At 33.9% G+C, this 25,681-nt stretch carries 16 protein-coding genes; 4 read left to right on the top strand and 12 right to left on the bottom strand.

Going from position 1 to position 25,681, the window contains the following annotated elements; all coding sequences use genetic code 11:
* Positions 1-8 precede the first annotated feature (8 nt).
* Positions 9-1,445: a hypothetical protein gene (locus tag BUC21_RS08140; protein ID WP_073401081.1), complete on the bottom strand. Its 1,437-nt coding sequence runs from the start codon at positions 1,443-1,445 to the stop codon at positions 9-11.
* A gap of 177 nt (positions 1,446-1,622) precedes the next feature.
* Between BUC21_RS08140 and BUC21_RS08145 the strand changes: the two genes are divergently transcribed.
* The 4 genes from BUC21_RS08145 to BUC21_RS08160 all read left to right on the top strand — a co-directional run bounded on the left by BUC21_RS08145 (position 1,623) and on the right by BUC21_RS08160 (position 10,140).
* Complete coding sequence (locus BUC21_RS08145; RefSeq protein ID WP_073401083.1) at positions 1,623-5,708, top strand: hybrid sensor histidine kinase/response regulator transcription factor; 4,086 nt, start codon at positions 1,623-1,625, stop codon at positions 5,706-5,708.
* Between the two features lie 117 nt (positions 5,709-5,825).
* Positions 5,826-7,277: a DUF4153 domain-containing protein gene (locus BUC21_RS08150; protein WP_073401086.1), complete on the top strand. Its 1,452-nt coding sequence runs from the start codon at positions 5,826-5,828 to the stop codon at positions 7,275-7,277.
* Between the two features lie 134 nt (positions 7,278-7,411).
* Positions 7,412-8,986 carry a glycoside hydrolase family 43 protein gene (locus tag BUC21_RS08155; protein WP_073401088.1) on the top strand — a complete coding sequence of 525 codons (1,575 nt, stop codon included), beginning with the start codon at positions 7,412-7,414 and terminating at the stop codon, positions 8,984-8,986.
* 815 nt (positions 8,987-9,801) lie between these two features.
* The gene (locus tag BUC21_RS08160) at positions 9,802-10,140 is read left to right on the top strand and encodes a hypothetical protein (protein WP_073401091.1); all 339 of its coding nucleotides are present in this window, start codon (positions 9,802-9,804) and stop codon (positions 10,138-10,140) included.
* A 91-nt stretch (positions 10,141-10,231) separates the two neighbouring features.
* Here BUC21_RS08160 and BUC21_RS08165 read toward each other — a convergent pair whose 3' ends face one another.
* From BUC21_RS08165 to BUC21_RS08215, 11 genes are all read right to left on the bottom strand, one after another.
* A complete protein-coding gene (locus BUC21_RS08165) occupies positions 10,232-11,320 on the bottom strand; it encodes an ImmA/IrrE family metallo-endopeptidase (RefSeq protein WP_073401093.1) in 1,089 nt (362 codons plus the stop codon).
* Positions 11,321-11,331: 11 nt separating this feature from the next.
* A complete protein-coding gene (locus BUC21_RS08170; protein WP_073401095.1) occupies positions 11,332-11,664 on the bottom strand; it encodes a type II toxin-antitoxin system RelE/ParE family toxin in 333 nt (110 codons plus the stop codon).
* 204 nt (positions 11,665-11,868) lie between these two features.
* Positions 11,869-12,039, bottom strand: coding sequence for a hypothetical protein (locus BUC21_RS16460; protein ID WP_175550501.1), 171 nt, complete (start codon positions 12,037-12,039; stop codon positions 11,869-11,871).
* A 131-nt stretch (positions 12,040-12,170) separates the two neighbouring features.
* Positions 12,171-12,353, bottom strand: a complete 183-nt coding sequence (locus tag BUC21_RS08175) for a hypothetical protein (RefSeq protein ID WP_073401097.1) — start codon at positions 12,351-12,353, stop codon at positions 12,171-12,173.
* 279 nt (positions 12,354-12,632) lie between these two features.
* Complete coding sequence (locus BUC21_RS08180; protein WP_083547648.1) at positions 12,633-15,329, bottom strand: DEAD/DEAH box helicase family protein; 2,697 nt, start codon at positions 15,327-15,329, stop codon at positions 12,633-12,635.
* Between the two features lie 51 nt (positions 15,330-15,380).
* Complete coding sequence (locus BUC21_RS08185) at positions 15,381-17,117, bottom strand: hypothetical protein (RefSeq protein ID WP_073401099.1); 1,737 nt, start codon at positions 17,115-17,117, stop codon at positions 15,381-15,383.
* A gap of 209 nt (positions 17,118-17,326) precedes the next feature.
* Positions 17,327-19,243, bottom strand: coding sequence for a DNA methyltransferase (locus tag BUC21_RS08195; RefSeq protein WP_073401103.1), 1,917 nt, complete (start codon positions 19,241-19,243; stop codon positions 17,327-17,329).
* A gap of 2 nt (positions 19,244-19,245) precedes the next feature.
* Positions 19,246-22,125 carry an SNF2-related protein gene (locus BUC21_RS08200; RefSeq protein ID WP_073401105.1) on the bottom strand — a complete coding sequence of 960 codons (2,880 nt, stop codon included), beginning with the start codon at positions 22,123-22,125 and terminating at the stop codon, positions 19,246-19,248.
* A gap of 146 nt (positions 22,126-22,271) precedes the next feature.
* Complete coding sequence (locus BUC21_RS08205) at positions 22,272-22,640, bottom strand: hypothetical protein (protein WP_139261338.1); 369 nt, start codon at positions 22,638-22,640, stop codon at positions 22,272-22,274.
* Entirely contained in the window at positions 22,591-25,128 is a 2,538-nt protein-coding gene (locus tag BUC21_RS08210; RefSeq protein WP_073401109.1) for a DEAD/DEAH box helicase, read from the bottom strand. The genes BUC21_RS08205 and BUC21_RS08210 overlap by 50 nt, the downstream gene beginning before the upstream one ends.
* An 83-nt stretch (positions 25,129-25,211) precedes the next feature.
* Positions 25,212-25,607, bottom strand: a complete 396-nt coding sequence (locus tag BUC21_RS08215; RefSeq protein WP_073401110.1) for an HU family DNA-binding protein — start codon at positions 25,605-25,607, stop codon at positions 25,212-25,214.
* Positions 25,608-25,681: the final 74 nt, after the last annotated feature.

Here is a 25,681-nt window from a genome sequence, read left to right on the forward strand (position 1 = left end):
GTTTTCAATTAGTTAATAGGATAAAATTTAGCACGCTTCAAATGAGCATCAAACTTAAACATGTAATTGCCTGTTGTTTTGATTGTAATGCTTGCATTATCTCCACCTTTCCATACACACTTTTCAATATCAGTTTTGCTGTCGAATCTCCAGAAGCAGTAATCCCACCAGCCCCAATCGTGTTTGTTGTGGATAATGAATTCCATCTTTGTACCGGCTGTTAAGCTCATTGTTGTAGAGAACAAATACGGATTATCCTTATCCTGATTTAGAGGAGTAATGTTAGAAGGACTCCATGAATCATTGCCAGGTAAACCTTTACCAACCAAACCAATCTGGAATGGAATAATATACTGAGGTTGTGCAGGGTCCAGATAATAATCAGATCCTATAGCCTGAGGTAATGGATTTGCTGGTACATAAGTTTTGTAACTATACTCTCCCGTTTTTACATTGAAAGTAATTTCGTAATACTCTTTTCCGGTAGGCAGAACGATCGGTTTAGATACGTCTGGATCATCAGTCAACAGATTAGCGTTGTCAGGATCAACACCGAAACAGATAGGAGAGAAGTCTGTCTTTTGAGGAATGAAACGAACTTTACTTCCTGCAGCTTCGGAATAGTAACGAGCTGTATAAGTATATGGTCCGGTATGATCAATTAAAACAGGAACACCGAATACATCACTGTTCAGTAAAGCAGCATCTTCCACATCTGTCAGATACATCTTCTCAAAATCAGGCATTTCGGAAACATTGATAGTACAATTTTGAGTAGTAGTCAAATTGAACTTGTCTACTGCAGAAATTGATAATGCATAAGTTCCAACTTGCGATGGCATTACTACAACATCACTGTAATTGTAAGTTTTGCCGGTTACAGCTACTGTTTTAGAATAATTCAATGAAGGAATTGAAACACTAATGTGATCCAAAGCCTTATCGTCTTGTACGCTGAAACGTAGATTAAGTTTTGTTTGACTCTTAATCAACACTGTAATGTTAGCATCAGGTACTGTAGTAAATGTAGGATTTGTGAAGTCGCCATCCATTGTAAGCAGGATAGTTTGTTCTGTACTACGACCTCCTAAATCTGTAACAGTAACTCTAATTGCAAAGTTATCCCCTGTTAAAGTAGAAGGAGTTTTAAATGAATAATCTAAATCATAGGAGGTAAGTGTTTTTTCATAAATATCAGATAAATCAATCGTTTTATCCAAATCTAATTCTTCATTCTGTAAGCGAATGCTTTGAATACCATCGTTGTCGGTAATCGTACCAGAGATTTTAAATGCTCTGCCTACTTCGCTCTGGATGTGATCAGTTACTAATTCAATAGTAGGTGCCTTTCCATCTACATCTTTAAAATCGTCACTACTGCAACCCACCAAGAAGCAGGACAGCAAGAAAGATGACATTAAGCCAGTTAGCTGTTTTTTGTTCATAATACATTAATTTAAGATTTAACTCTTAGTTGTTTTGCGGCAAATATAGATCAGGCGAATAAATCGATATATAAAAAATCGTGCATTGATAGATTGTAAATCGTGCAATGCACGATTTATTGTTCTATTTTGATAGATTTTATTGCTATTTTTGTGAAGTCTAATGATTCGAAATATATGAAAAACAGACTGATACAAATTCTATATCTAATTTTGGTAAGCTTGCCAACAATTTCTGCCGCTCAACCCTATTCCATAAAACGTTTAGGGGTCGAACTAGGTTTATCAAACAATAATGTGGTAAGTATTACCCAAGATAAATTAGGTTTTCTTTGGTTTGCTACAGAAGAGGGACTGAACAAGTTTAACGGTTCCCGCTTTATTAATTATTATAAATACTCCACACAATCTCCAAGCATCAGTGGCAATGAATTGAATCGTGTTTATGCCGATAAGGTAGATAGCATTATCTGGATTGCAACCCAACGCTCCGGTCTGAATGCTTATAATTATAATAATAACACATTTACCGTTTATAAAAAGAATCCGGCAGACAAGAATAGTCTTATAACAAACGATGTAACCTCTGTAACCAACGCTGCCGATGGTAACTTATGGATCAGCACTTACTATCGTGGAGTAGATTATTTCGATAAGAAAACCAAAAAGTTTACCCATTATAATAAATCCACATTGTCAGGACTGACAAATGAAAATGTGTGGACCGTTATGGAAGACAATGACCGTAACCTCTTTATAGGTCATGTAAATGAAGGTTTAAGTATCCTTTCATTGAGAAATAAAAGAGTCCGGAATTTCAAGAATAATCCTCAGGACCCCACAAGTATTCCCGGTAATGAAGTAAGATGCATTTTCAGAGATAGTAATAATAATATCTGGGTAGGTACAAATAGCGGATTGGCTTTATTTAATCCGGATAGGAACAATTTTACGGTCTTTAGAAATAACAATTCAGCATTCTTTGCCCCCAAACTAAGTTCCATCTACTCCATTCAGCAAATAAATAGCAACCAGTTATGGATAGCTACAGAATTTGAAGGCATCTTTATTCTCGATATTCGCCAACTCTCTATCATGTCAGCAGATAAGGTAAGCTTTAGGCATATATCTTCCGGAGATGATGAATACCAGCTATCCGCTTCAACAGTTCGCAGTATTTTTCAGGACTCGTTCCATAACATCTGGATTGGTACCTATGGCGGCGGCATTAATTTTATAAGCAATAATCCTCCTTTATTTAATACTTTAAGCTACAATCCTGTACTAGGTAAAAACAGTAAGCTTAGCTATAAGGTGGCCTGGGGAATGTGTACCGACAGACAAGGTAAAACATGGATTGGAACCGATGGCGGAGGTATTAATGTTTTTGAGAAAGGGAAACGTATAGCCATTTATAATAAAGAGAGCGGACAATTGAGTGACAATGCTGTATTGTCCATGTTCAATGATTCTCAGAATAATATCTGGATTGGAACTTATCTTGGAGGTGTTAACTGTTATAACAACAAGAGTAAGCAGTTCAAGCAAGTTGTTCTGGGAGGAAAAAGCAGACTGGATATTCGTTGCTTCTTCGAGGACTTACATCATAATCTCTGGATTGGAAGCAGTGAGGGTATTTACTGCATCAATTTGCAGGATCAGCAGAAAATAACTGCTTATAATTCAAAGAACAGCGGACTTCAGGGTGATTTGGTAAGAAGCATCTTTCAGGATTCTAAAGGACGGATGTGGATTGGTACGTTTGGAAACGGTCTTGGGATTTATTCCCCAAAGATGAAACTTCTGAAGAAGTTTGATGATTATTCCGGTTTCTGCTCAAATACAATCAATTACATATTCAGAGATTCACGAAATAGAATCTGGGTGGCTACAGGAGATGGCTTGGTTCTGTTTCCGTCTATAAGCAATTATAATTATAGAACATTTAAAAGAAGTGACGGACTTGTCAATAGCCATATCAGAGCCATTACTGAAGATAATAAAAAGAATATCTGGATTAGTACCAATAAGGGACTCAGTAAATATTCCGAAGCAAAGAACAAATTCGAGAATTACGATATCTCAGATGGCATTCCTGCAGGTAATTTCATGAGTGGATCTATTACAAAAGACAAAGACGGATTCATCTATTTTGGTTCTTTGGGTGGAGTTTGTTACTTCAATCCTGAACAGTTTACTGATGGCAGAGAATATCCTCATCCGGTTATTTCGGAGGTGAAAATATACAATAAGCTTTCCACCCTGGAGCATGATGAAAAGGTTATCCCTTTGGGAGGCAATAAACATATAGATCTAAATTATAAACAAAACAGTTTCAGCATTGCTTTTAATGAACTGGACTATTCATTGAACAATCAGGTAGAGTACACTTATATACTTAAGGGGGTAAATGATTCCTGGTATACATTAGAGGAAGGACACAACAGTGTTACTTTCCTAGATGTGGCTCCCGGAGATTATGAATTCCAGATAAAAGCACGCCTTCATAATCAGGATTGGAGTAATGAGGCTATCTCTGTATTTATTCACATAGCACCTCCTTTCTGGCTTACCTGGTGGGCAAAGTCTCTCTATTTTATACTCTTTATCACATTGGTTTATATTTCCTTATATGCCTATAAAAGAAGAATTAGCTGGAGAAGTTCCTACCAAATGGAGAGAAAGAAGCATGAACAGGAACAGGAACTTAATAACGAACGATTGCGATTTTATACCAATATCACGCATGAATTACGTACTCCTTTAACCCTTATTTTAGGTCCGCTTGAAGATCTGATGAAAGAAAAATCTCTTCAAACCAGACAGCTTCGCAAGATTTCTGTTATACATCAAAGTGCTATTCGTCTGTTGAATCTGATCAATCAGATACTAGAATTCAGAAAGACAGAAACCCAGAACCGCAAACTATGTGTATCCAGAAATAACATAGCAAAACTAATTCAGGAGATTGGACTCAAATATAAGGAACTGAATCGTAATCCAGATGTTGAGTTTAATGTCGTTATAGAGAAAGAGGATATGCAGCTGATGTTCGATAGGGAGGTTATTACCATTATCCTCGACAACTTTATATCGAATGCCATTAAATATACTGAAAAAGGCTCTATAATCATATCTTTATACTCAACAGTTAAAGATGAAGTGGAATATACCGAAATAAAGGTCAGCGATACCGGACATGGAATAGAGGCTGAAGCCTTATCCCGTATTTTCGAAAGTTATTATCAGGTAAATAGTAAGCATCAAGCTTCGGGTACAGGAATCGGACTAGCTTTAGTGAAGAATCTTGCTACATTGCACCAGGGAGAAATATGGGTAGAAAGTACAGTGGGTAAAGGAAGCGATTTTTTCGTCAGACTCCAGACTAATAACACATATCCAAATGCCTTGCGTACAGATGAGCCGGAAGTAGAAGAAGAACCGGAAGTTGCAGAAGCCGTGGAAGAAGCTGCAGAAGAAGACTTTAATACAGAAAAACAAATACTCTTGGTAGTTGAAGATAATCAGGATATCCGTGAATACATAAGTGATACTTTTTCTGAAGATTTTGAAGTAGTAACTGCCGAAGATGGAAGAAAAGGTTTGGAAAAAGCTCTCACTATTATTCCGGACCTTGTTATCAGTGACATTATGATGCCGGGAATGGATGGTGTTGAGTTATGTAAGAAGCTGAAACAAGATGTGTGTACCAGTCATATCCCCATCATTTTACTTACTGCTAAAGATTCTATGCAGGATAAAGAATATGGTTACACCGTAGGAGCTGACTCATATTTAACCAAACCATTTAGTGCCAGTTTGTTGCGGAGTAGAGTTAATAACCTGTTGGAATCGAGAAAGCAACTGGCTGTGCTGTTTTCCGGGAATAAAAACATCGTTATAAAGCAAGAACCGGTAAGCAATACATTAAATAAATTAGATAATGAATTTATCAATAAAGTTACTCAATATATCGAGGCAGATCTTAGTTCCGATAAAATAGATGTAACTTACCTTTCCGATAAAATGTGTATGAGTGCTTCTACACTCTATCGTAAAATGAAAGCATTGACTAACATGTCTACCAATGAATACATTCGCAAAGTGAAGTTGCAGAATGCTGTAAAATTACTTTTGGAGGGAGAAAGCAAGATTTCGGAAATAGCATATAAAGTAGGATTCAATAATGTAGTGTACTTCAGACAATGCTTTAAAGACGAATATGGAGTATCTCCGTCAGAATATGTGAAGCGACAAAGGTGATGTTATTCATCATCTTATAAGCAACGTCTATTGTGTTAAATGTGAAGAATTTTATTGTTTTCTGTATAATTATTCGTTACTTCGTATTTAAACACAATAGAAATAACACGCTGTATTATGAAAAAGTCTATGAGAAACATTTTGTCTAAGTGGCATGAGGCAGTACGCTCTAATCCGGTAGAATTACTTATTGCACTAATCTGCTACGTAATCAATGTTTTGTTGTTCGAAAAAGTGATAAAGCTGGGAGAATCACTTTATTACTATTTCCCAATGCTGATGATTATAGCGTATACGCTGAATAAATTTGCCGATAAAAAACAGATACGGTGGATATATTACGGGTGTTTACTATTAATTATTCCATTGCTGTGGCTCCATAAGCCGGAAAGTGAAGAGCTCTTTTTGTTTGTAACTATTGGAGTTCTCACCGGAACCTATCTGGCTTCAGGGTGGCAGAAAGAAAATGCTTCTTTCATGGATAGCGTCTTGCAATTGTTACGCTCATTGCTTTATGCATTTGTATTATCCGGAATAACCTATGCATTGCTTACGTCTGTCTATTTTTCTATTCAATATATATTTGAAATATGGAAGTCCGGAGATTCCCGATACTTTCATTATTCGGGGTATTTTGTAAGTATGGTTATCTTTCCATCCTTATTCATCTATTTTCATTACGATAAATCAGATAAGATAATAGCTAATAAGCTTACAGATATATTGCTCAATTATGTATTATCTCCGGTATTACTAATCTACACAGTCATACTTTATCTCTATTTTATCAAGATAGCATTTGTGTGGTCGCTTCCTAAGGGAGGTGTTGCAGCCATTGTTCTGGCATTTTCTATCGGTCTGTTTTTCCTTAAAGGATGTGTGCTGCTAGCAAATAAATGTCCCTATAAATGGTTTTATAACAAAGCCAGCTTTATTGTGTTTCCTGCATATATCATGTTCTGGATAGCTACCATATACAGAATTAATCAATACGGATTTACCGAAGAGCGAGTGTACTTGCTAATAGCCGGACTAGTGATATCTTTGACCGCAATTCTGTTTCTTACCAAACGAACCGGTCGTTATCTGTATGTAATGTTGCTTGCCATTCTGCTGTTTGGAGTAGTAACTTATATACCCGGTATAAGAGCGCTTGACATAGAACGGATCTCTCAAAGTAACAGACCTCAGGTAGAAGTTGCGCCACCTACCACATATTTTGATATACAATTATTGGAACCAGTTTCATTGCAAGGATATCGTTCTCTGAATAAAATTTACGACTATAAAACCTCAGACGGTATGTATTTCATTAACGAAGATAACTCACTAGATTTATATTCAGAAAAAGGCGCAATGCTTTACAGCTTTAATCGGGACTCATTATTAACTGCACAAATAAAGAAGGCCGGTCTTACTCAGTCAGACACTATACCGAAATCCCGTTATTCTGCTTTGCTGAAAATAGAACTCAAATCTGCTTTGCTTATTTTAGGAGAGCTTAGTCTACGTCACGATTCAGTTTATAAAGTATCAAATATAACACCAGAGTTCTATCTTAAGAAATAAACCTGTTTGAAACATATTAGCCCTATATCCGAAACATAATAGCCTTTTTTATACCTTGCGACCTTTCTTTTTCAGATAAATAAGTTCTAGCTTTGTTTCGTTATAAATGTAAACACGAAATAAATGCTATAACTATGAAAAAAGTTTTATTGTTATTATTAGTAATTGCAAGTACATGCTGGGGAAGTACTCCGGCAGGATATAAAAATCCCGTTATTTCAGGCTTTCATCCCGATCCAAGTGTCTGCAGGGTAGGAGACGACTATTATCTGGTAACCAGTAGCTTTGCCTATTTCCCCGGAGTGCCCGTCTTTCATAGCAAAGACTTGGTAAATTGGGAGCAGATAGGACATTGCCTTACACGTCCTTCACAGTTATCGTTAAATAAATGCTGGTTATCAGGAGGTATATATGCACCAACTATTCGATATAATGAAGGAACCTTTTATATGATCACAACAAATGTGTCATCCAAAGGAAACTTCATCGTATATACAACCAATCCGGCAGGAGAGTGGTCGGAACCTGTATGGCTGAAACAACAGGGCATAGATCCTTCGCTTTACTTTGAAGACGGCAAATGTTACATGACCTCAAACCCCAACAACTCAATCTGTTTATGTGAAATAAATCCCAAAACCGGTGAACAGCTTACACAAAGCAAAGTTATCTGGACCGGAACAGGTGGCCGTTATCCCGAAGCTCCGCACATATACAAAAAAGATGGATGGTACTATCTTCTTATAGCAGAGGGAGGTACTGAATACGGACATAAAGTAACCATTGCACGAAGCCGGAATATTGATGGTCCGTACCAGTCGAATCCAGCCAATCCAATTCTGACCCATATCAATATGAATGCGCAGTCCAATCCCATTCAAGGAACCGGACATGCAGATATTATTCAGGCCCATGATGGTTCCTGGTGGATTGTTTTTCTCGCATTTCGTCCGCAAAGCGCTTTGCACCATGTGTTGGGACGTGAAACATTCCTTGCTCCGGTGAGATGGGACAAAGAAGCCTGGCCAGTGGTCAATGGAGATGGAACAGTCAATTTGGATATGAATGTACCCACTTTGCCTTTGTACTCAGTTAAAGAAAAGTCGGGTATTACAGATTTCAAAGAATCAGGCTTAGGTTTTGAATGGAACTATCTGCGCAACCCTTTTATGGAAAACTACTCATTAAAGGAGAAGAAAGGAGCCTTGCGCCTTAAAGCAACTCCAATCTCATTAGATGATACCGATTCCCCCACTTTTGTAGGGCGCAGACAAGAGCATATAAACTTTACAGCAGAAACCATGCTGACACTAAACAATGCACAACCCGGCGATAAAGCCGGATTGACCGTATTCATGAACAACGATGCGCATTACGATTTATACCTTAAGCAAGCATCCGAAGGCAAACAAACAGTGGTATTGCAGTATCGTATGGGCGAATTGAACCACACAGAATGTGAAATAGCAGTGCCAAAAGGCAAAATCACGTTGCAAGTCAAAGGAAGCAAAGAGCTTTATTCATTCTTCTACGCCACAGATGGCAAGAACTTCAAGCCATTAGGAAAGATGAATGTGAGGTACCTGAGCTCTGAAACAGCCGGTGGCTTTACGGGTGTTTACTTAGGATTGTATGCTGTATCTAGCAGTAATAAGTCTAAAGCTTATGGAGATTTTAGTGAGTTTAAGTATTTAGCTGAGGCTGATTAATCTGTTATAGATGATGTGTACCCAAAAGTTTTATTTTGGGTACATATTATAATTGATATGTACCCGAAAAGACAAAATTGGGTAAGGATTTGATTTAATTTCTATCTGTTTTCTTCCATTTTCTTCTCGTAATATATGTGTTTTAAAGCTATACTATGTTGTGAATATAATCATTTTTAGAATACTTAGTGAATAAATCTTGTTCAATAAAACAGTGTGTTCAGTGCCAATGAACACGCAAATTTAATGAACATGTTTAGATTTTACAAAATGACATTAATTAAATAGAAAGCTATATTTCTTAAGTAAAGATACATGAAAACTTGTATTTTTCTTGTAATTTATGAAAGAATATTGGTCTTTAAATCTTGCTTCTTTGAACCAAGAATTTGAAAAATAAAGGTAGTAATACAAATAATATGGCAAATAAGTCATCGTATTTCTTTACGACTCCTATTCTGAACATTATTTTTATAAAGATGCAGTAAGCAATTACAATACAAATTCTTATAACCGTTTTCTTTTTCATTTTTTATAAATCTTGTTAAGGCAAAAATATATAATATTTTTTAATGTAAGGATAAAATGAGATATTCAATTCATTTTTATTTTGATGCAGATATTTTATTTTGAAAACCTGTAAAACGTTGATAAAATGTTTTTGCTGTTTACTTTTTACAAATCCATCCTGAAATAATGAATATATTATTACTTTGTTGTTGCTTCTTTTCGGAAAAGCAATTACTTTTGTCTAGAAACTAAAACGCGAAAATAAATTTAAAATAAAAATGCAAAAAACTAAACTTACATCCTTAATGAAAAGGATCTTTATTATTCTATTTGTTTGTTGTTTAAATTCTGGTTGTGAAAAGGATGTATTATCATTACAAGGAAATCTGAAGATTACTTTCTATAATCATCCCGCAGATCTGACGGTAACAATCTACTCTTTAGAGGATAAAGACACACCTATTTATGAAGTAACTCCTGAATGGGACGGCACTTTAGATATGCCTCTTAATGTAGGTAATTATTTAATTAAGCCTTACTCTACGCAACATTATTACCAAGAAATTGGGTTGCAAATTATGCAAGATAAAACAACTTCAATAAAGTATAATGAATATAATAGAGTAGTGGAGAAGAAAAATTAGTTTTATTTTCAGGTGGCACCTTAGAACCGAAATTTGCCACCTGAATTATATTGTTGTAATTGTCTCAACACTGGTGAGGCAATTACAATGTTTAAATTTGATTAATAGAAATGGGAATCTTCATTTCATTAAATCTACTAAAATGTAACATCTCATTATGTTGCAAGCGCCCCACTACAAAAGAAGGGTGAATGTTTGCTTTATGAGCGATATCTAGAATCTCTTCTTTCGTTATTTTACCCTTTATGTTTTTAAGGTACTTATCTGGTATAAGAAGATCGGAAGCAAATGCATCAGCTTCTTTCTCTTTCTGCCTATCTATTTCAGCACCTTTTAAGTTTTCCAGAAAAATATCTTTCTTTGGATGAAGTAATACATGAGCTACTTCATGGAAAAAAGCAAACCAAAAGTGATCATTTGTTTTGTATCTGTCAGATAGCTGAATTAATGGCTTATTTGAGAACCATCTTGTAGCTCCGCTTATTGGAGCTTTAGGTAAACAAGATGTAAATACACAAGCTACGCCATTATTGGCACAGATAGATTTTAGCTCTTGTAGAAAATCCTCTGGTTGTTTAATTGCTATTTCTCTTATTTGCGGAAGGCAGGCTTTAAATTTACTAGCGTTAAATTCAGCACAGCTCAAGTTTCTTGATTGTAATTCTCCCATTCGCAACCATGAAGAAATGGCATAAGGATCTGCTGTGCTAGTTAAAGATACACGAAATGCTACAGACATCTTGTCGTTCAGATAAATCTTTTCCCATCCCTTTTGTGTTGCAATACCAAAAAACTTAAGAAGCTCAGGCACTAATTCTTTTATTGTTTTATTCTTGCTTAAATATCCCAACTTTTTTAATTGCGCCAAAGGAAATTTCTTAATCCAGTCAATCATTAATTCCTGTGCTTCTTGCTGCTCAATACGTGCAAGCTCTTCTCGGAAATTAGCTTCTCTGGCAAGCCAGAATTTAGCAGGAATGCCTAAAACAAGTTCTAATTGTAGAGCTGTGTTTACAGTTATAGGTTCTTTCCCTTTTATGATATCATTAATTTTACTTTCGGTTTTACCCATGCGTTCAGCTAATTCATTTTGACGCATTCCCATCATATCAATAGTTTCCTGAATTGTGTCTCCTGGAGGTGATAACAACTCTTTAGCTAAAATTAAATTTGCATTCATGATTTTTTCTATTAATGATAGTCTTCCGTAGTAATTATTTCTATCTCTGTTATTAGAATCCATTCCATTCCGCCATCTTCTTTTTGTGGAATGGGATTTTGGCAGGGTTCAAAAATTAGTCTGTAATTAGCTGAAATGTCTACTGCTAACTTTCCTTTTTTATTACCCTTTAGTTCGTGGCAATTAGCTGCTGGTAGTGAACGCATATCTTCGAGCGTTTCTGCTGCTTTTAATTCAGATATTCGTTGAGCAACTTTTTTTGCCATTGTTCCAAACTTCTTGCTAAGCTCTTTGGGTATAGTTAATTGCTTTTCAAGTTTATTTGAACTATATTTTATTTTCATTGCAAAGATATATATTATTACTGAAATAGGGTAATTATTTTTAGTTAAAATTGCTTGGTAATTTATAACTCAGTTATTCGGAATTTCCGAATAACTGAACCACCTCCATCGCTAATTGAACCACCTCTGTTGCTAATTGAACCACCTATGTGGTTAATTGAACCACCTCCGTCTGTAATTATAGGTCCAAATCCATTATTGAATTCATTGCAGCTTTTCTATTCGTTTCAACTCTTCTTTATATTTTTTAGTTTGGTTAGAAAATCCGGCTTTCTCCGAGCAATCTATAATCTTTTTTATCGCAATGGTATATGCTTCACTTTTTTCACCAGATGATTTTTTTATTAGAGAGAGTAACTCTTGCAAAATATTCATTGAACCAGAATAGTCTTTTGCCTGATAGTATAATGAGGCAAAATCAGCTAAGAAAGCAGGGTATCCAAATCTCTTTAGCTATCATTGTCTCTCTATTTTTAGCTTATTCAATTAATCTGATAATTAAGTATTTATGTTTCGCTTTTCCAATCTTTATCTTGGTCAACAGCTTGGTCAATAGCTTGGTCAATAGCTTGGTCAATAGCTTGATCAATAGCTTGATCAATTAAATAGCCTGCATTTTTAAGAAACGTAAGACCTTTATATGTATTCTTATACGCTTGATCAGGTGAAGTCTTTTTTCTTAAATCCAAGATTCATGAATAATCATAGCTTTCTTTTTCATTTTTAAAATATGTATGTTTACCCATTTATAAATTACTCAACCACTTTCTACCATCCTTTACTGGAGCAGAAACTTTAACTTCAAGGCCTACAACTTTAAAATGTTTCTTTGCATATCATTTTTTGTCCTGACGGGCAAAGCTATCCTAAAAAACTCGTCCCTTTTGTTTCTAATATGAAATTATAATGGATGTGTACCCGAAAATACAGAATCGGGTACGCATTTGATAATAGAAAAAAGAAAGTTATTATCCCCAGCCCGATACATCGAAGTTTTCTTTCATTGTTTTATCAAAGTGTATTTTACTTGATTCAGAATAGAATGGCATGCCCCAAATGCGATATTCGCTAGTTTCTGTTTCGAATGAAATTAGTGAACGTTCTTTTAGTTGCAGTAGGAATTTTTCTTTCCATTCATCGTGTTGCTTTAGATGATCACCTTTGGGTTCAATAAAGATCTGCATATTTACATATTTATCCTGCTTCTTTTCTCTCATAAAAAGAAGAAAGTCTGGTTCAAAAGCATTTCCTGTTTCAAAATCAAAGATACGAACTTCTCGTTCGCTACGTACCAAATAGATATCCTCGTATTTCTTTTGCAGTTTCGGATATAGCTGTTCAATGTATTTAACCAGATGTTTTTCTTCCGAAGTTCCAAAGAAATCATCAAAAGCAAACCAATTATGTTTTGATAGATCAAGTGATAAAAACAGATCATTAGGTTCTTTCATAGAACGACCGAATTCCTTATCTTCAGAGTTATCTAAAGACACTTTCAGTTCTTTGTCTTTTATAAAATCTTTCAAGACTTTTGGACGGAATCTTTTGCTTCCTCTTAATGCTACTGCACTTTTTATTAATTGAGGCTCAATTTGTTTTAGCACTTCTGTTACTACTCCTAATTTTTGCTTTTGAGTCAAATTTTCAAGAACTTCCTCTTTCGAGGCAACTGCTATATGTATATTAGCCAGATAGTTTTCTGATTCAATAAAATGGCGAATAGAAGGTAGAGTAGGGAATACCTCTTTTAGGCTTGAGAATTTGTAGGCTTCCAGCGAATTGATAGCAGCACGAATCACATGATTGCCCATCTCTTTTAAAATAAATTCATGAGTTCTGGTAGTATCATCAACGTTATTATTTTCCGTCTTTTCAAAAACAAGGCTGCTTTTCATTTGTCCGGAACGTATTCTCACTTTATATATTTTTTCCAGTATGTCCGGAGTGAATGAATTAGTTATATTTTCTTTTTCATAAGGCTCTTTTTCATTTACAAAAATATAACCATCATTGTATAGTGCTGTTTTTTTGAATGAATCTTTCAGCTTCATAGAGATAACCTTGCTTCGTTTGGCAATAATTCCCGTATCCTCCATTGCTGTTGTTAATTCATCCAGATACCTAGGGTTATATGAACTATGATAATGCAGTTTTTCTACTACTCTTAATCGATTAGTTATATCGTCATCATATTTGCGTTGGCCAGTGGGTTTGTGTTCTTCAGGAGCTTCAAAAGGCATATACCGGGCACCTCGACCAATAAGCTGTGCTTCTGCCATAGTAGTTTTACCGGGTTTACCATCTTTGGCATCACGTCCTTCATATAAACGTACAATGTCATATAAGTTTAGTACATCCCATCCTTCGTTAAGCATATCTACAGCAAATACACAGCGGAATTCATTGTCTTTAGCTTCCAATGAATTTAGTTGCAATTGTTTTTCAGCCGTTATTGTATTTCCATCTACAATAAGAAGGTTCTCTTCTTTGAAGTCTTCTTTTATTTCCAGTAACAAGTTTTCTAATGTAATTTTCCTCTCTTCAAAAAAAACGAATGCAGCTTTAATATCCTGAGCAGCTACATCTTTTATTTTCGCTAAGTCATTTGTAGAAAGCTTTTTAATGGTATCAATAAAAAGGAGATAAAACTCTTTATTTTCTTTTATTGTTTTTGATTTCAGCATCATTACCGGCTTAATATCCTGACCAATGGCATTAAATAATTTCCGTTTATACTGACTCAATACCACAGTTTGCATAGCCCGGTCTATAGGAGACAGGTCAGATTGTACAACTTCAATATCTTTTGAATAACCATCTTCTCTGAACTTCTTCAGTGGATAGTCAAAGATTACTTTGTTCTTGTATTTTTCTTGAATATATTCATTCGATAAATCTTCAGTTGCTGTAAATTCCAGCAATACATTTGGATGTTCCGAATCTGTGTTTGCCTGAAAAATACGCATAACGGTAGTTTCCCAGTCATCAGATGTTTCAATATCCATATCAAAAGAGAGCTGTGTATCTTCTTTTACTTTTTTCCCTTTCTTTGTGGAAGAGTTCATGTGGTGTGCTTCATCTGATATAAGCACAATTTTCTGATCTCCAAAATCATCATAAGTAAGAGCATTCTCATGTGGGGTATTAAGGCTGGTGTGCAACCCTTGAATAGTTGTCAGGCAAAGATTTATACAATCATCTTCTACCCCCTGAAAATTATCTACCATTCTTATTTCTACACGCTTTTCACCTATCTTTATGCTGGGAGCAAAAAGATATTTGGAAGAAGCCATATTCAGGAAGTTATCTTTTGTTTTTTCTATAATATTGGTAGAGTTAACGAAGAATAAAAAATTACGGTACCCCTTTTCAAACAAGTAAAGCATCAAACCTGCCATGATAAGAGTTTTACCACTACCGGTTGCCATGTGAAAAAGCAGTTGCGGGCACTGTTCTTTTTCTGAGAAATCATTTTCCCAGTAATTAATAAAATATTTAAAGCATTGATCCTGGTAAGGACGCAATGCAAATTTTGGATTCAAACTTTGCTTAAAATAAGAAGGCAGTTCAGTTCTTTCTTCTATTTGTTTTCTTCCATATTCTTCCCGCAATGTATCCTGTAAGGTATGCATCTGTTGTTCGGGTGTATTATATTTTTTTGCCATATTATTTTTTATCACTAACTTTTTAGATTGATTACTAACCTCATTACGAGATTAAACAATCAAATCCATTTCTAAGGGAATTGCCAAGAGAATGTCTTTATCATATTTTTGCTGTGCAATTTGTTTCTTCCATAAAATATATTCATTAAACAAATCATCCATACCTGCTTTTTCATGTCTGCAAATATCACTATTTGTTGGTATATTGGCAAAATACACAATCATTTGATTTAATAAAAATACCAGATAGTAGCGCAAATTGCTCGTGATATTCTCTATATCTTGTTTAATAGCCGCTTCGTGAATTAGTTCATTTCTTAACCGGTATATTCTTACTATATGCTGGTTTAAATTAGTCTCGTGATTATTTAAATATTCTTTTCGTTTATCTGAGCTCACAAACATATGTGTCTTCATTTTTTGTACTTGATATCTCAATAAAGGTTTGTTTATGCGATTAATTAAATTCTGTTGATCTTCAGCTGCAACCTCCCAATAAAGGGAACCGGAGTCTACATATCCTTTCTTTATTAGTACTTCATTTAACAACATAAGATTACGTTTTGCATAGCTGCAAAACAATACATTCACCAAATTATTTTTCAACCTTGTAAAGGTGTTTTCTTTTGTTTCCGGTGATGAGAACAAGAATTCAAGAGCAATCCAATAATTAATAAATCGTTGTTCCATTTCAATAGTGGTATTACCCAATCTTAAATAACGTAATGCCGAGTTTAATCGATCTTTTACATCTTGTTGAACATTCTTGTTTTCTTCAATCCGATGGATTAATTTATTATATTCCTGAAACAATGTAATGTCACTCCCATATTTACCGTCAGTAAAATAATTAGTTGGTTGATCTGTGCCCCTTTCTTTATTCGCTAAATTAATCACTAATGCATTTTCTGGAATACTAATATTAGTGGTATATACTCCTAAGTGAATCTGATCTAACAAGAATGATAATTTCGCTTTACTTTTCTTAATTGCACTATAATAATCTTTAGCCTCTTCTTTCCAGATAAAGAAACAGAAATTTTCTTCTTTTTGAAGAAATCTAATGTATTTTTCCTTTACATTATCACTTAAATATTTATCAGGTGTTTCTTCATAAATATAAGGAATATCGCATTCTGAAAGTTTAATATCGCCAGTCCATATTTTATATACAACAACGAAAGTTGGAACCTCTTCTGAAAGGAATTTATCTCTAAATATCTGAAACTGATCTACAAAATGAGGTTTAAAGCAGAGTTGAGCAACACATGAATAAATATAACTTTTAGAAAATCCACAGTTTATTAATTCAGTTCCTAATAATGAAACTACATTATCTATTTTATTTGCTTTCGGAATAAATTCGTCATCGGGGAATTCATTCCCACTTAGCACAAGCTGTTCAAGATTTTGAAACAAGATAGCTAAATACTTAGTTTTATTTTCATTAATTAGTTTATCAAGAATAAAAAGTTCATGACTACCATTAAATTTAGTGCCATCACACTTTACCATTGTTTCAAGATCTTTGAGAAATAACTCTTTATTATATATGCCCATTGATATATACTCATCATTCTTCAACGAATCAATTAATTCTTGTGCACATAAACGTACTGTCTCAAATTGTTTAATCTTATTTTTCTTCCAATCCACAATCAAAGTCCTTAATTCTTTTAATAGAGAATTGGTGTTATGAAACCTAACTCTGTGACTATCAATGGTCTCTTTATGAAATAGCTCTTTTAGCCTTTCTTTAAAAAACTGTTGTAATTTTGTGTGTTTCATAACATGTTTACTAAACTATTTGAGAAAATGTTTGTTCTTTAAATACAAAAGGAGTACTTTTGTGCAGTAAATAATAAGAATTCAACAGAATAAACATATAAAGGGAGAACGTCCTTCTTGTAATTGAGAGCTTACGCTCCGCAAAAGTGACCAACCTCCCTACGATATTTCCAAGAGGCATCTTTTTAAGGTGCCTCTCTTTATTTTGTTTAGACTTTCTTTGCATAGAAAATCTTATTCAGGCGTTTATCTTCCTCACTAATTCCAAACTCTTCATTGTCTATTTCTGAATAAGGTACATATAGTAAGTTTTTATCCAGTACTTCTATAAGGAATCTTTTCATGTCATCAAGATCCAGATCTGTGAAATCTGAAATCTTATCATTGATTTCTTTAGGATTTACTTTCCAGCTAAGAAATCCTGTTTCTTGCATTGATTGCCAAATGGTTTGCAATTCATTTTTTGTTGTAGCCGTTTGTATTTGATCTACAAAATTTTGATTAGATTTGGCTAATTCGCAATAGACGAAAGAACCTCCACCTTTCCAATTTACAGTACTAGAAACCCCTCCATTTTCACCTTTGATAACCTTACAGAGACGTTTTACTGCAACTTCTTTTATGTAATTCATCTGATCAATCCCAATATATTTTCGATTCATTTTATGTGCAACAGCAGCTGTAGTTCCGCTTCCCAGGAAAAAATCCATCACTAAATCTCCTTCTGTGGTTACTGCTTTAACTAAAAAGGCTATGAGAGTTTCTGGTTTAGGGAAAGATGGAAATGGTAACTTAAGGTTATCTATTTCTTTTTTGGAATCTTCGTTTGTAGAAATTCCTATTGCTTTTGATAAATATAGTCCATCAATGAATTTGTCAGGTGCAATAATTGATGCATCTTCTCTTTGATATCTAATTGACATTTTATCTGTTTTTATGATGAAATAAGTCTTATTAGATATTTCATCATATACAGTATTTTGTCCCCATTTGAACCTGCCACTTAGTGTTACACTATTATTGTTTGTAGAATTTAAAACTTCTATATCTGTTAATAATTGAAGTGATTCATATATTCCTTTTTTATATATTCCATCAGGTATATTGAAATGAATAGAGTTAGGAGGAAAAGTCAAATTTTTTATGGGATTTCCACTATTTAATAAAGGAGCATCAGAATTGTCACTTTCTCTACCATGATAACTCAATGATTTATTTTGTTTCTTTTCATAACAATGAATGAATTCTATATTCTTTCTACTTTTCTTAGATAAAGTTGGAGCATTATCTGTATTTTTCCAAACAAATGTATCGACAAAAGATTCTGGTGAAAAAATACTATCGCATAGCACTTTTAAGTAAGCTTGTTCATTATCGTCGCATTGGATGAATATGATTCCATTATCTTTTAAAAGAATAAATGCTATTTCTAATCTATTCTTCATAAAAGTTAACCAAGTTGAATGTTGAAAACTATCATTATATTGAAAACTGTCATTTCCGGTATTATATGGAGGATCAATATATATCAATTTGACTTGCCCTGCATACTTTTCTTTTAAAGAATGCAATGCTAGTAAGTTATTACCTTTTATTATCAAATTGTCATTTTTAGATATAGATTCAACGTTGTGTTCTCCCTCGCTGTCGTATTTTACGAAATTAGTAAGTGTTTTTGGTTCTGTTAAACGATTTATTTCATCGGGAGCAAGTATCTCATTCCAAAAAACTTCATTTCGTTTTGCATCCTCTTTTGTTTGTCCTCCTTCGAGCACACAATCTTTGTAAGGCCATGAAAGAACTACTTCTTTACTTTCGGCAAGGAAGTCGCCCTCATCACCCACCAGCCCAATTTTATTTTTAAAAGAGGTATAGCTATCTGGCAAGAAACGCTTGTTACTTACAAATTTCTGGAACTTTACTTTATCGAAGATAAGAATACCTTCTACTTCCGTAAAGAAATTATTTTTTAGTTTTTCATTGCTTAAAAGCAGTTTTATAAATTCCGGTTTTAGCTGCAATGCTGCTTCAACGATTTTATTTTTGAGAAGATTTCCATCTTCTCCTGCATATTGTGAATCGGATGCCAAAAGGGCTTCCAGCTCTGTAAATAGGTTTGTTGTCATATTTAATTTTTAATTCTCCATTCCAAAATAAAACCATCTTCCACTTTAATTTCATTCTCTGCCATTTCGTACAATCTGGCTATCAATAAATTTTTCTGCTCTTTTAATTCCTTCTTCTTCTGATCAAAGAGTTTCCATGCATTATCTCGTTTATCCTCCAATGCATTCTTTTCAATCTGAATAGCTAAACGCTTTTTCATATTGCGCTCCTGCATAAACTCTTTGTTTTTTATTTCAATCTCTTCGTCCAGAGAAATAAGAGATTTCTGAAGTTCCTGCCTATTATCTTCTGTCCAATGCTCAATTTTCTGAATTTCTTCATCCATTAAGCTAGAATTACGCTCTTCTAATTGTTCTATTAATTGCGTTTTCTGTTCGTCAAAGATAGTTATTAAATTCTTTTCAATATCGGTATTTATTGTTATTTCATTACTTGAAACAACAGGAAGTTCTAACAAGCGTTTGGCAAACTCTTCTTCCAACGGATTCATATCTTTGTCACAAATTGTGATAAGTAACTGTTCTTCAATATCATTCAATGAACAAAAACGAACTAATTTCAGCATTAAATAGCCATGAGCGCCATTGGCAACCTCTAGCATTGATATTTTAAACGGGTACTTCTTATAATCGAAAGTCAATGATGAAACAGGAACTATAAGTTTTCTACATTGTTCTACTACCCATTTTGCCAAAGGATGACTTATACGATAGTTGTAATACAATCCGCTTTGTTTGCCTAACCGATATCGCCCGAGTGGAACATTAATGCCACTTGGAACATGATTCAATACAAAAATAGATTGCTCTTCGTTCTCTACTGTGATATATCCTTGTAAACGAGCTTTTGTTAATTCCCATAGATTTTTCTGGAATTTAGATAATCGCAACTCATCTTTTTCCTGCCGGATACGAAGTTTTTCTATTACTTCTTCATCAAAGTTTTCCATTAAAGAAACCTTTGTGTCACTCATTGTTTGCTTAATGCTTTCATCAAGTTCTTCCTGCAGATGATTAAATGCATTGTTTATTTCTTCTTCGCTACGACAAGTTTGGTATATCTCCAGCATTCTGCGCTCAAAATCTACCCCTGATTCAATACTTCCCAATACTTCATCGCTAGAGCCAAATACACCGTCAAAGAGTTTGAACTTATCGCTTAGTAATTGATAAACACGAACATCAGCCGCATTCGATTTATTGATAAAGTTCACAACCACAACATCATATTTTTGACCATACCTGTGACAACGGCCAATTCGTTGTTCCACACGTTGAGGATTCCATGGTAAATCATAATTAACCAGGAGAGAACAGAACTGAAGATTGATACCTTCGGCTGCAGCTTCCGTAGCAATCATAATAGAAGCTTCTTCTTTAAAATAATCAACTAACGCCTGGCGTTTATCGGCTGTTGGAGAACCGGATACCTGTTGGGTATTAGCATTCTTATTTAACCAACTTTTGTAAATTGCTTTAGATTGTGAGTCATTATTTGAGCCATTGAACAGTACAACTTTTCCCTTATAGCCGCTATTTTCTAATAGTTCATAAATGTATTTCTGAGTACGGGTACTTTCAGTAAAAATTAAGGCCTTTTGCATTGCTCCAAGTTGCTCCATTTTTTCAAAACCAAGCTTCAGAGCCAATAATAAACAATCTCCTTTTGAATTAGATGCAATACTTAAAGCTAAATGAAGATAGGTTTTAAGTTCTTCAATCTCATCTTTTATATTCTCTATTTCTTCTTCAGAATATTCTTTTTCATTATTATCCTCATCTTCTGTTTCGCTCCATTCGTCAGATTCTTCACCATATCCTTCATAGTCCTCGGATAATTTGTCGGACAAACTATACTGATGATCATGCTGTTTAACAACGCTTTCTAATCTTGCAATAATAGTAGCAAGGGTATTCGCTACAGCAAATGTAGAAGAAGCAAGAAGCTTTCTTAGTATTAATGTAATAAGGCTACGTTGGCTTTTGGGTAGCCCGTATGCATCATCGCGACGAAGGTATTCACTGATTAAATCATATAGTTTTGCTTCATCTTCGGTAGGATAATATTCCTGAACCATCGGAATACGACGGGTATATTTTACATATTCCTGTACTTGCTTTCTCAGTGTACGGTGAATAACAGGTTGAATACGCTTTCTAAGTTCTACATAGGTATCTTCATTTCTTAGATTGACTTTACTATATTGTGCAGTAAAACTATCAATGCTACCAAAATAATTATCATCAATAACACTAATCAGTCCATGTAGTTCCTGAATATTATTCTGTAAAGGTGTAGCTGTAAGAAGTATTTTTTTAAATGGCAGTAAGGCTTCTTTTATTATACCTGCCATTCCATTGCTATTTTTATATACGTTCCGAAGTTTGTGCGCTTCATCTATAACAACCAAATCCCATTGAATACGCTTAATATGCATTATCTGTTTTTTTGCAAACTGATAAGAACAAATAATTAGCCGGCCTTTTTGTTCAAATGGATTATGATAAGTATTATTCAATATGGAATTAAAATTTTTACTTTCCAAAATGATTGAAGGAATAAAAAATTTATCTTCCATTTCTGCGTTCCACTGTTTTCGTAAGGTTGCAGGAGAAATAATAAGTATTCTGCGCTTTCGCTCTGCCCAATGCTGGCTTATTACAAGTCCGGCTTCAATCGTTTTTCCTAACCCAACTTCATCACCTAATACAGCACCCTTGCTTAAAGGGCTACGAAAGGCAAACAAAGCAGCATCAACCTGATGTGGATTTAAATCAACACGTGCTTCAGAAAGAACACTTGTTAGTTTGTCATCATCTGAAGCACTTTTTTTACGGGAAAGTTTCCAGGCAATATATTTTTGTTGTTGTAAGGTTAACATCTCAATTATAAATTATGCTGTACAAATATAGTTAAATTATTTTTATGGCAAAATTTATAATTGAAAAGTTAAATTGTATTTTGCTATTTATCTGTCTTCTCAAAATTTAGTTCCAGACTGTTGAGGTTACGAGAATAATAACAGATCTAGTTATTGACTAAAGATAATATTTGTGATGTTTTATTGGCTTTAAATGCTTTAACTTCAATTGGCGATAGTTGCTTAGACTTTACAATAACTTCCAGTTCTGGAAGGCTATATACTGAAAGAGTATTTTCTTTAAGCATGAATTGCATATTGTTTATTAACCGTCGTTGCATATCAGGAAGTTCTAATTTTAGCTTACCAGTATTATCGTAAATGTTTATACTTACATTAGGAATTCGAATAATATAAACCCCTACTTCAAAAGTAATGGAATATTTTGAATTATTTGAATATACTATTTCATTATTTAAAATGCAATTAGTAATGTTTGTAGTTGTTGAAAGAATAAGCATATCGTTTACCATCATTAGTAGGGATACCTTCAATCCTTTTCGTTATATTACTTTTATAGTATTTTACAATCGTATAGTCTTTATATTGCAAAATTCTATAATTGTTATTTTGTTTTCCTGCTACTTTAATTGGTATGTAATTTTCTAATATTAGATTTCCTTCTTTGTTAAACATCGAATAAGTAGTATCTTTATTTATAAACTCTATATGATCATCAATTTCATTAATGCTCGTTAATGATGAGGCCCTTAAGTAAGCATCAGAGTCTCTTGAAAATATTGCAACTAAATCAGCTGTTTCAGCAAGACTATAATAGTTGTTATCTTCATAATAATTATCTAGATTAAGTCTGTAAATAAATAAATTTTCACTATTCATACGTTGAATGTAGCTGTTAAGAACTTTTAATATTCCTTCTTCCAGAGGTATAATATTCTCAAGAGAAATAGGATTGAATACTCCTGATAACTCTCCTTTTTTTAGTACAATACATGATTTGTAAGAGGTAATTTCGCTATAATCTGATGTAATAAATTGAAGATCCTGGTTATATAGATTTAAGTGGTTAGAACTGTCGATTAGTGAGAAAAACCAATTATTAGGGCTTAAATCTTGATATTTAATAAATGATTCATTTCGTCCATCAATATGTACAATAGAGCAAGATTTTTCAATGAATACTCTCTTACGATCTTCTGAAAAATGGGATATATCCTCTATATCTTTTTCGTTTTCTCGAAAAAGATACTTATCATTAAATATTTTATATTTACCCCATTTTTCACAAGAATCAAATTTCTGTAACTTTTCTCCAAAAAGAAAATATGGATAACTATATATTGTCTCTTGAATCATATAACAAGAAGCTTTCTTGTTAAATTTTATATTATAATAGTTTGCTAATAAGTATATTTTACCGGCACTATTAAGAAGGCCATATCTTTTATTTTGTGGTTGAAAAATAGCATATCCATTATTAAATTGAGAGATTTTGATATAACGTGCTTCCAATATTATATTCCCTAAAATGTCTTTCAAACCTTTCAAACCATTTTGAGTGAATGGTATAGGTAGGCTTTCTTTAATAAGCTGAGCCTCTTTTTTATCCTGGATGAACTTTTTTGAACTGCGCACAATGATCATCTCTTCGTTATCCTCGGAAAGATCACTTTCTCTGTATCTGGAAGTCATTTTCTTGATATTACTATAATTTTCTTCAGGGATATCTTTACCAAGAAAGTGATAATGCCATTTACGTTTTGCTTCAGGAAGACCGAAGCGATTGTAAAGCCCTACATTATCTAAAATAATTGTCTTTTCTTTTAAGTGGGTAGGCCGTAATCCTCTTCCAACTTGCTGGAGAAACTTTGCCAGAGATTTGGTTGGTCGGGCAAGCTGTATAAACTCAACTTCGGGGCAATCGAATCCTTCAGAAAAAATATCGACATTAACAATCACATCTATTTCTCCTGCTTTGAAAAGCTGAACATACATTGTACGGTCTTTTGATGATGTTTTACTATCAATCTGGACAATATTTACTCCTTTGTTTTTAAAAAGTGTACAGATGTTTTCGCAGTGTTTGCGATTTATAGCGTAAATAATTCCTTTTTTACCTTTTGCATGTTGAGTATAAGCTTCCCATAATTTAGCTCGTATTTTGTCTTTGTCAAGATGCTTTTCAAGCTCCTTGTCTGCATAATCGCCTCCAATAAAATGGTCAATAGATTCAATTTCTTGTTGAATGGTGCTATCTGGACGAATCGAAATATAATCATATAAAGATAGATGTCCTTTTTCTATAAAATCAGAAATAGATGGAGAGATTATTATATCGTCGAATAATTCGGTGAAGCTTTGTTTATTAAGACGACAAGGGGTAGCTGTAAGGCCTAATTTGCGGGCATTAGGATAGAGTCTCCATAGTTTTTTGTATCCGGCAGCAACTGAATGGTGAGCTTCATCAATTATTATAAAGTCGAAATTAGTATTATTTAATCGACCCTGAGTTTTTTCAGACATGAATGTCTGGATAGATGCGACTTGAACAGAACGATTTAAATGTTGTTCAGTACTTCCTTGAATGATACCATGCGTTATACAATATTTATGATTTAAAGTTTCGCTAATTTGATTTATTAGTTCTACTCGATGTGCTATCACTAAAATTTTTAGTGATATATTCAAAGAAAGAAGATCTTTAATTATGGAAGTGAAAAGGACTGTTTTTCCTGTACCAGTTGGCATTTGGAACATTATATTGTTAATCTCTGTCCATTTTTTATAGATGTTTTTCTTAGCGTTTATTTGATAGTCGCGTAAGTTTTCATTGTTTTGAAATAAGTTATTAAAGTCAATAGAGAGAATACTCTCACATGAAATAGGTTTAATGATTTTATCTTTTATTATTTTTTTATTATTAGCTCCTGATGAAGTTTTGGATTTCTTTTCTTCCATAGGAAGTAATCCAAGACTCCTTAAAAAATCTGCATCTTCACTCATGTTTTATTTAAATTAATACAAATGTACTTGAATTCTAACTTTGAATATTATTTAAAGTAAAATTTATTAATTATCTCTGGTTTTTACTTATCACTCTTCTCAAACCCAGCTGCACTAATCCTCTTTTTCATCTTGGTAGAAGCACGGAAATTTACACTCTTCACCTCAATACTCTCGGCTCGATGAGGTTCTTCGGGATCAAAATCTTCACGGAACTGTGCAGAAAGTTGGAAAGCCCCATAATCGTTTAAGGCAACGGTGTAACCATTCTTTAATGCTTTCTCTATTGCACTGAATGTTTTAGTTATTGCTAGCTCCATTTCTGTACGTAGTACTGGGTCGTTTCCTGCAATGTATTCGGCTAATGCTTTTGTGTTTAGCTTTTCTCTGCTTTTTATTATAGGATGAACACCGCCTTTTTTCTTTGTGTCTTTACTTAAATTATCGTTTATCTCCTTGAATTTATATGGTATGCCCATGGTAATTAATGTTTTATTGGTTTATGGTTTCTACAAACATGTACAAGATTGAATACGAACATGTACATGTTCGA

The organism is Bacteroides luti, from assembly GCF_900128905.1.
GTDB classification, from domain to species: domain Bacteria; phylum Bacteroidota; class Bacteroidia; order Bacteroidales; family Bacteroidaceae; genus Bacteroides; species Bacteroides luti.

Bases quoted from the DNA above. Each gene is read 5' to 3' on its own strand.
- BUC21_RS08140 (WP_073401081.1), bottom strand. From the start codon at position 1,445: ATGAACAAAAAACAGCTAACTGGCTTAATGTCATCTTTCTTGCTGTCC.
- BUC21_RS08145 (WP_073401083.1), top strand. From the start codon at position 1,623: ATGAAAAACAGACTGATACAAATTCTATATCTAATTTTGGTAAGCTTG.
- BUC21_RS08150 (WP_073401086.1), top strand. From the start codon at position 5,826: ATGAAAAAGTCTATGAGAAACATTTTGTCTAAGTGGCATGAGGCAGTA.
- BUC21_RS08155 (WP_073401088.1), top strand. From the start codon at position 7,412: ATGAAAAAAGTTTTATTGTTATTATTAGTAATTGCAAGTACATGCTGG.
- BUC21_RS08160 (WP_073401091.1), top strand. From the start codon at position 9,802: ATGAAAAGGATCTTTATTATTCTATTTGTTTGTTGTTTAAATTCTGGT.
- BUC21_RS08165 (WP_073401093.1), bottom strand. From the start codon at position 11,320: ATGAATGCAAATTTAATTTTAGCTAAAGAGTTGTTATCACCTCCAGGA.
- BUC21_RS08170 (WP_073401095.1), bottom strand. From the start codon at position 11,664: ATGAAAATAAAATATAGTTCAAATAAACTTGAAAAGCAATTAACTATA.
- BUC21_RS16460 (WP_175550501.1), bottom strand. From the start codon at position 12,039: ATGAATATTTTGCAAGAGTTACTCTCTCTAATAAAAAAATCATCTGGT.
- BUC21_RS08180 (WP_083547648.1), bottom strand. From the start codon at position 15,329: ATGGCAAAAAAATATAATACACCCGAACAACAGATGCATACCTTACAG.
- BUC21_RS08185 (WP_073401099.1), bottom strand. From the start codon at position 17,117: ATGAAACACACAAAATTACAACAGTTTTTTAAAGAAAGGCTAAAAGAG.
- BUC21_RS08195 (WP_073401103.1), bottom strand. From the start codon at position 19,243: ATGACAACAAACCTATTTACAGAGCTGGAAGCCCTTTTGGCATCCGAT.
- BUC21_RS08200 (WP_073401105.1), bottom strand. From the start codon at position 22,125: ATGTTAACCTTACAACAACAAAAATATATTGCCTGGAAACTTTCCCGT.
- BUC21_RS08205 (WP_139261338.1), bottom strand. From the start codon at position 22,640: ATGATGGTAAACGATATGCTTATTCTTTCAACAACTACAAACATTACT.
- BUC21_RS08210 (WP_073401109.1), bottom strand. From the start codon at position 25,128: ATGAGTGAAGATGCAGATTTTTTAAGGAGTCTTGGATTACTTCCTATG.
- BUC21_RS08215 (WP_073401110.1), bottom strand. From the start codon at position 25,607: ATGGGCATACCATATAAATTCAAGGAGATAAACGATAATTTAAGTAAA.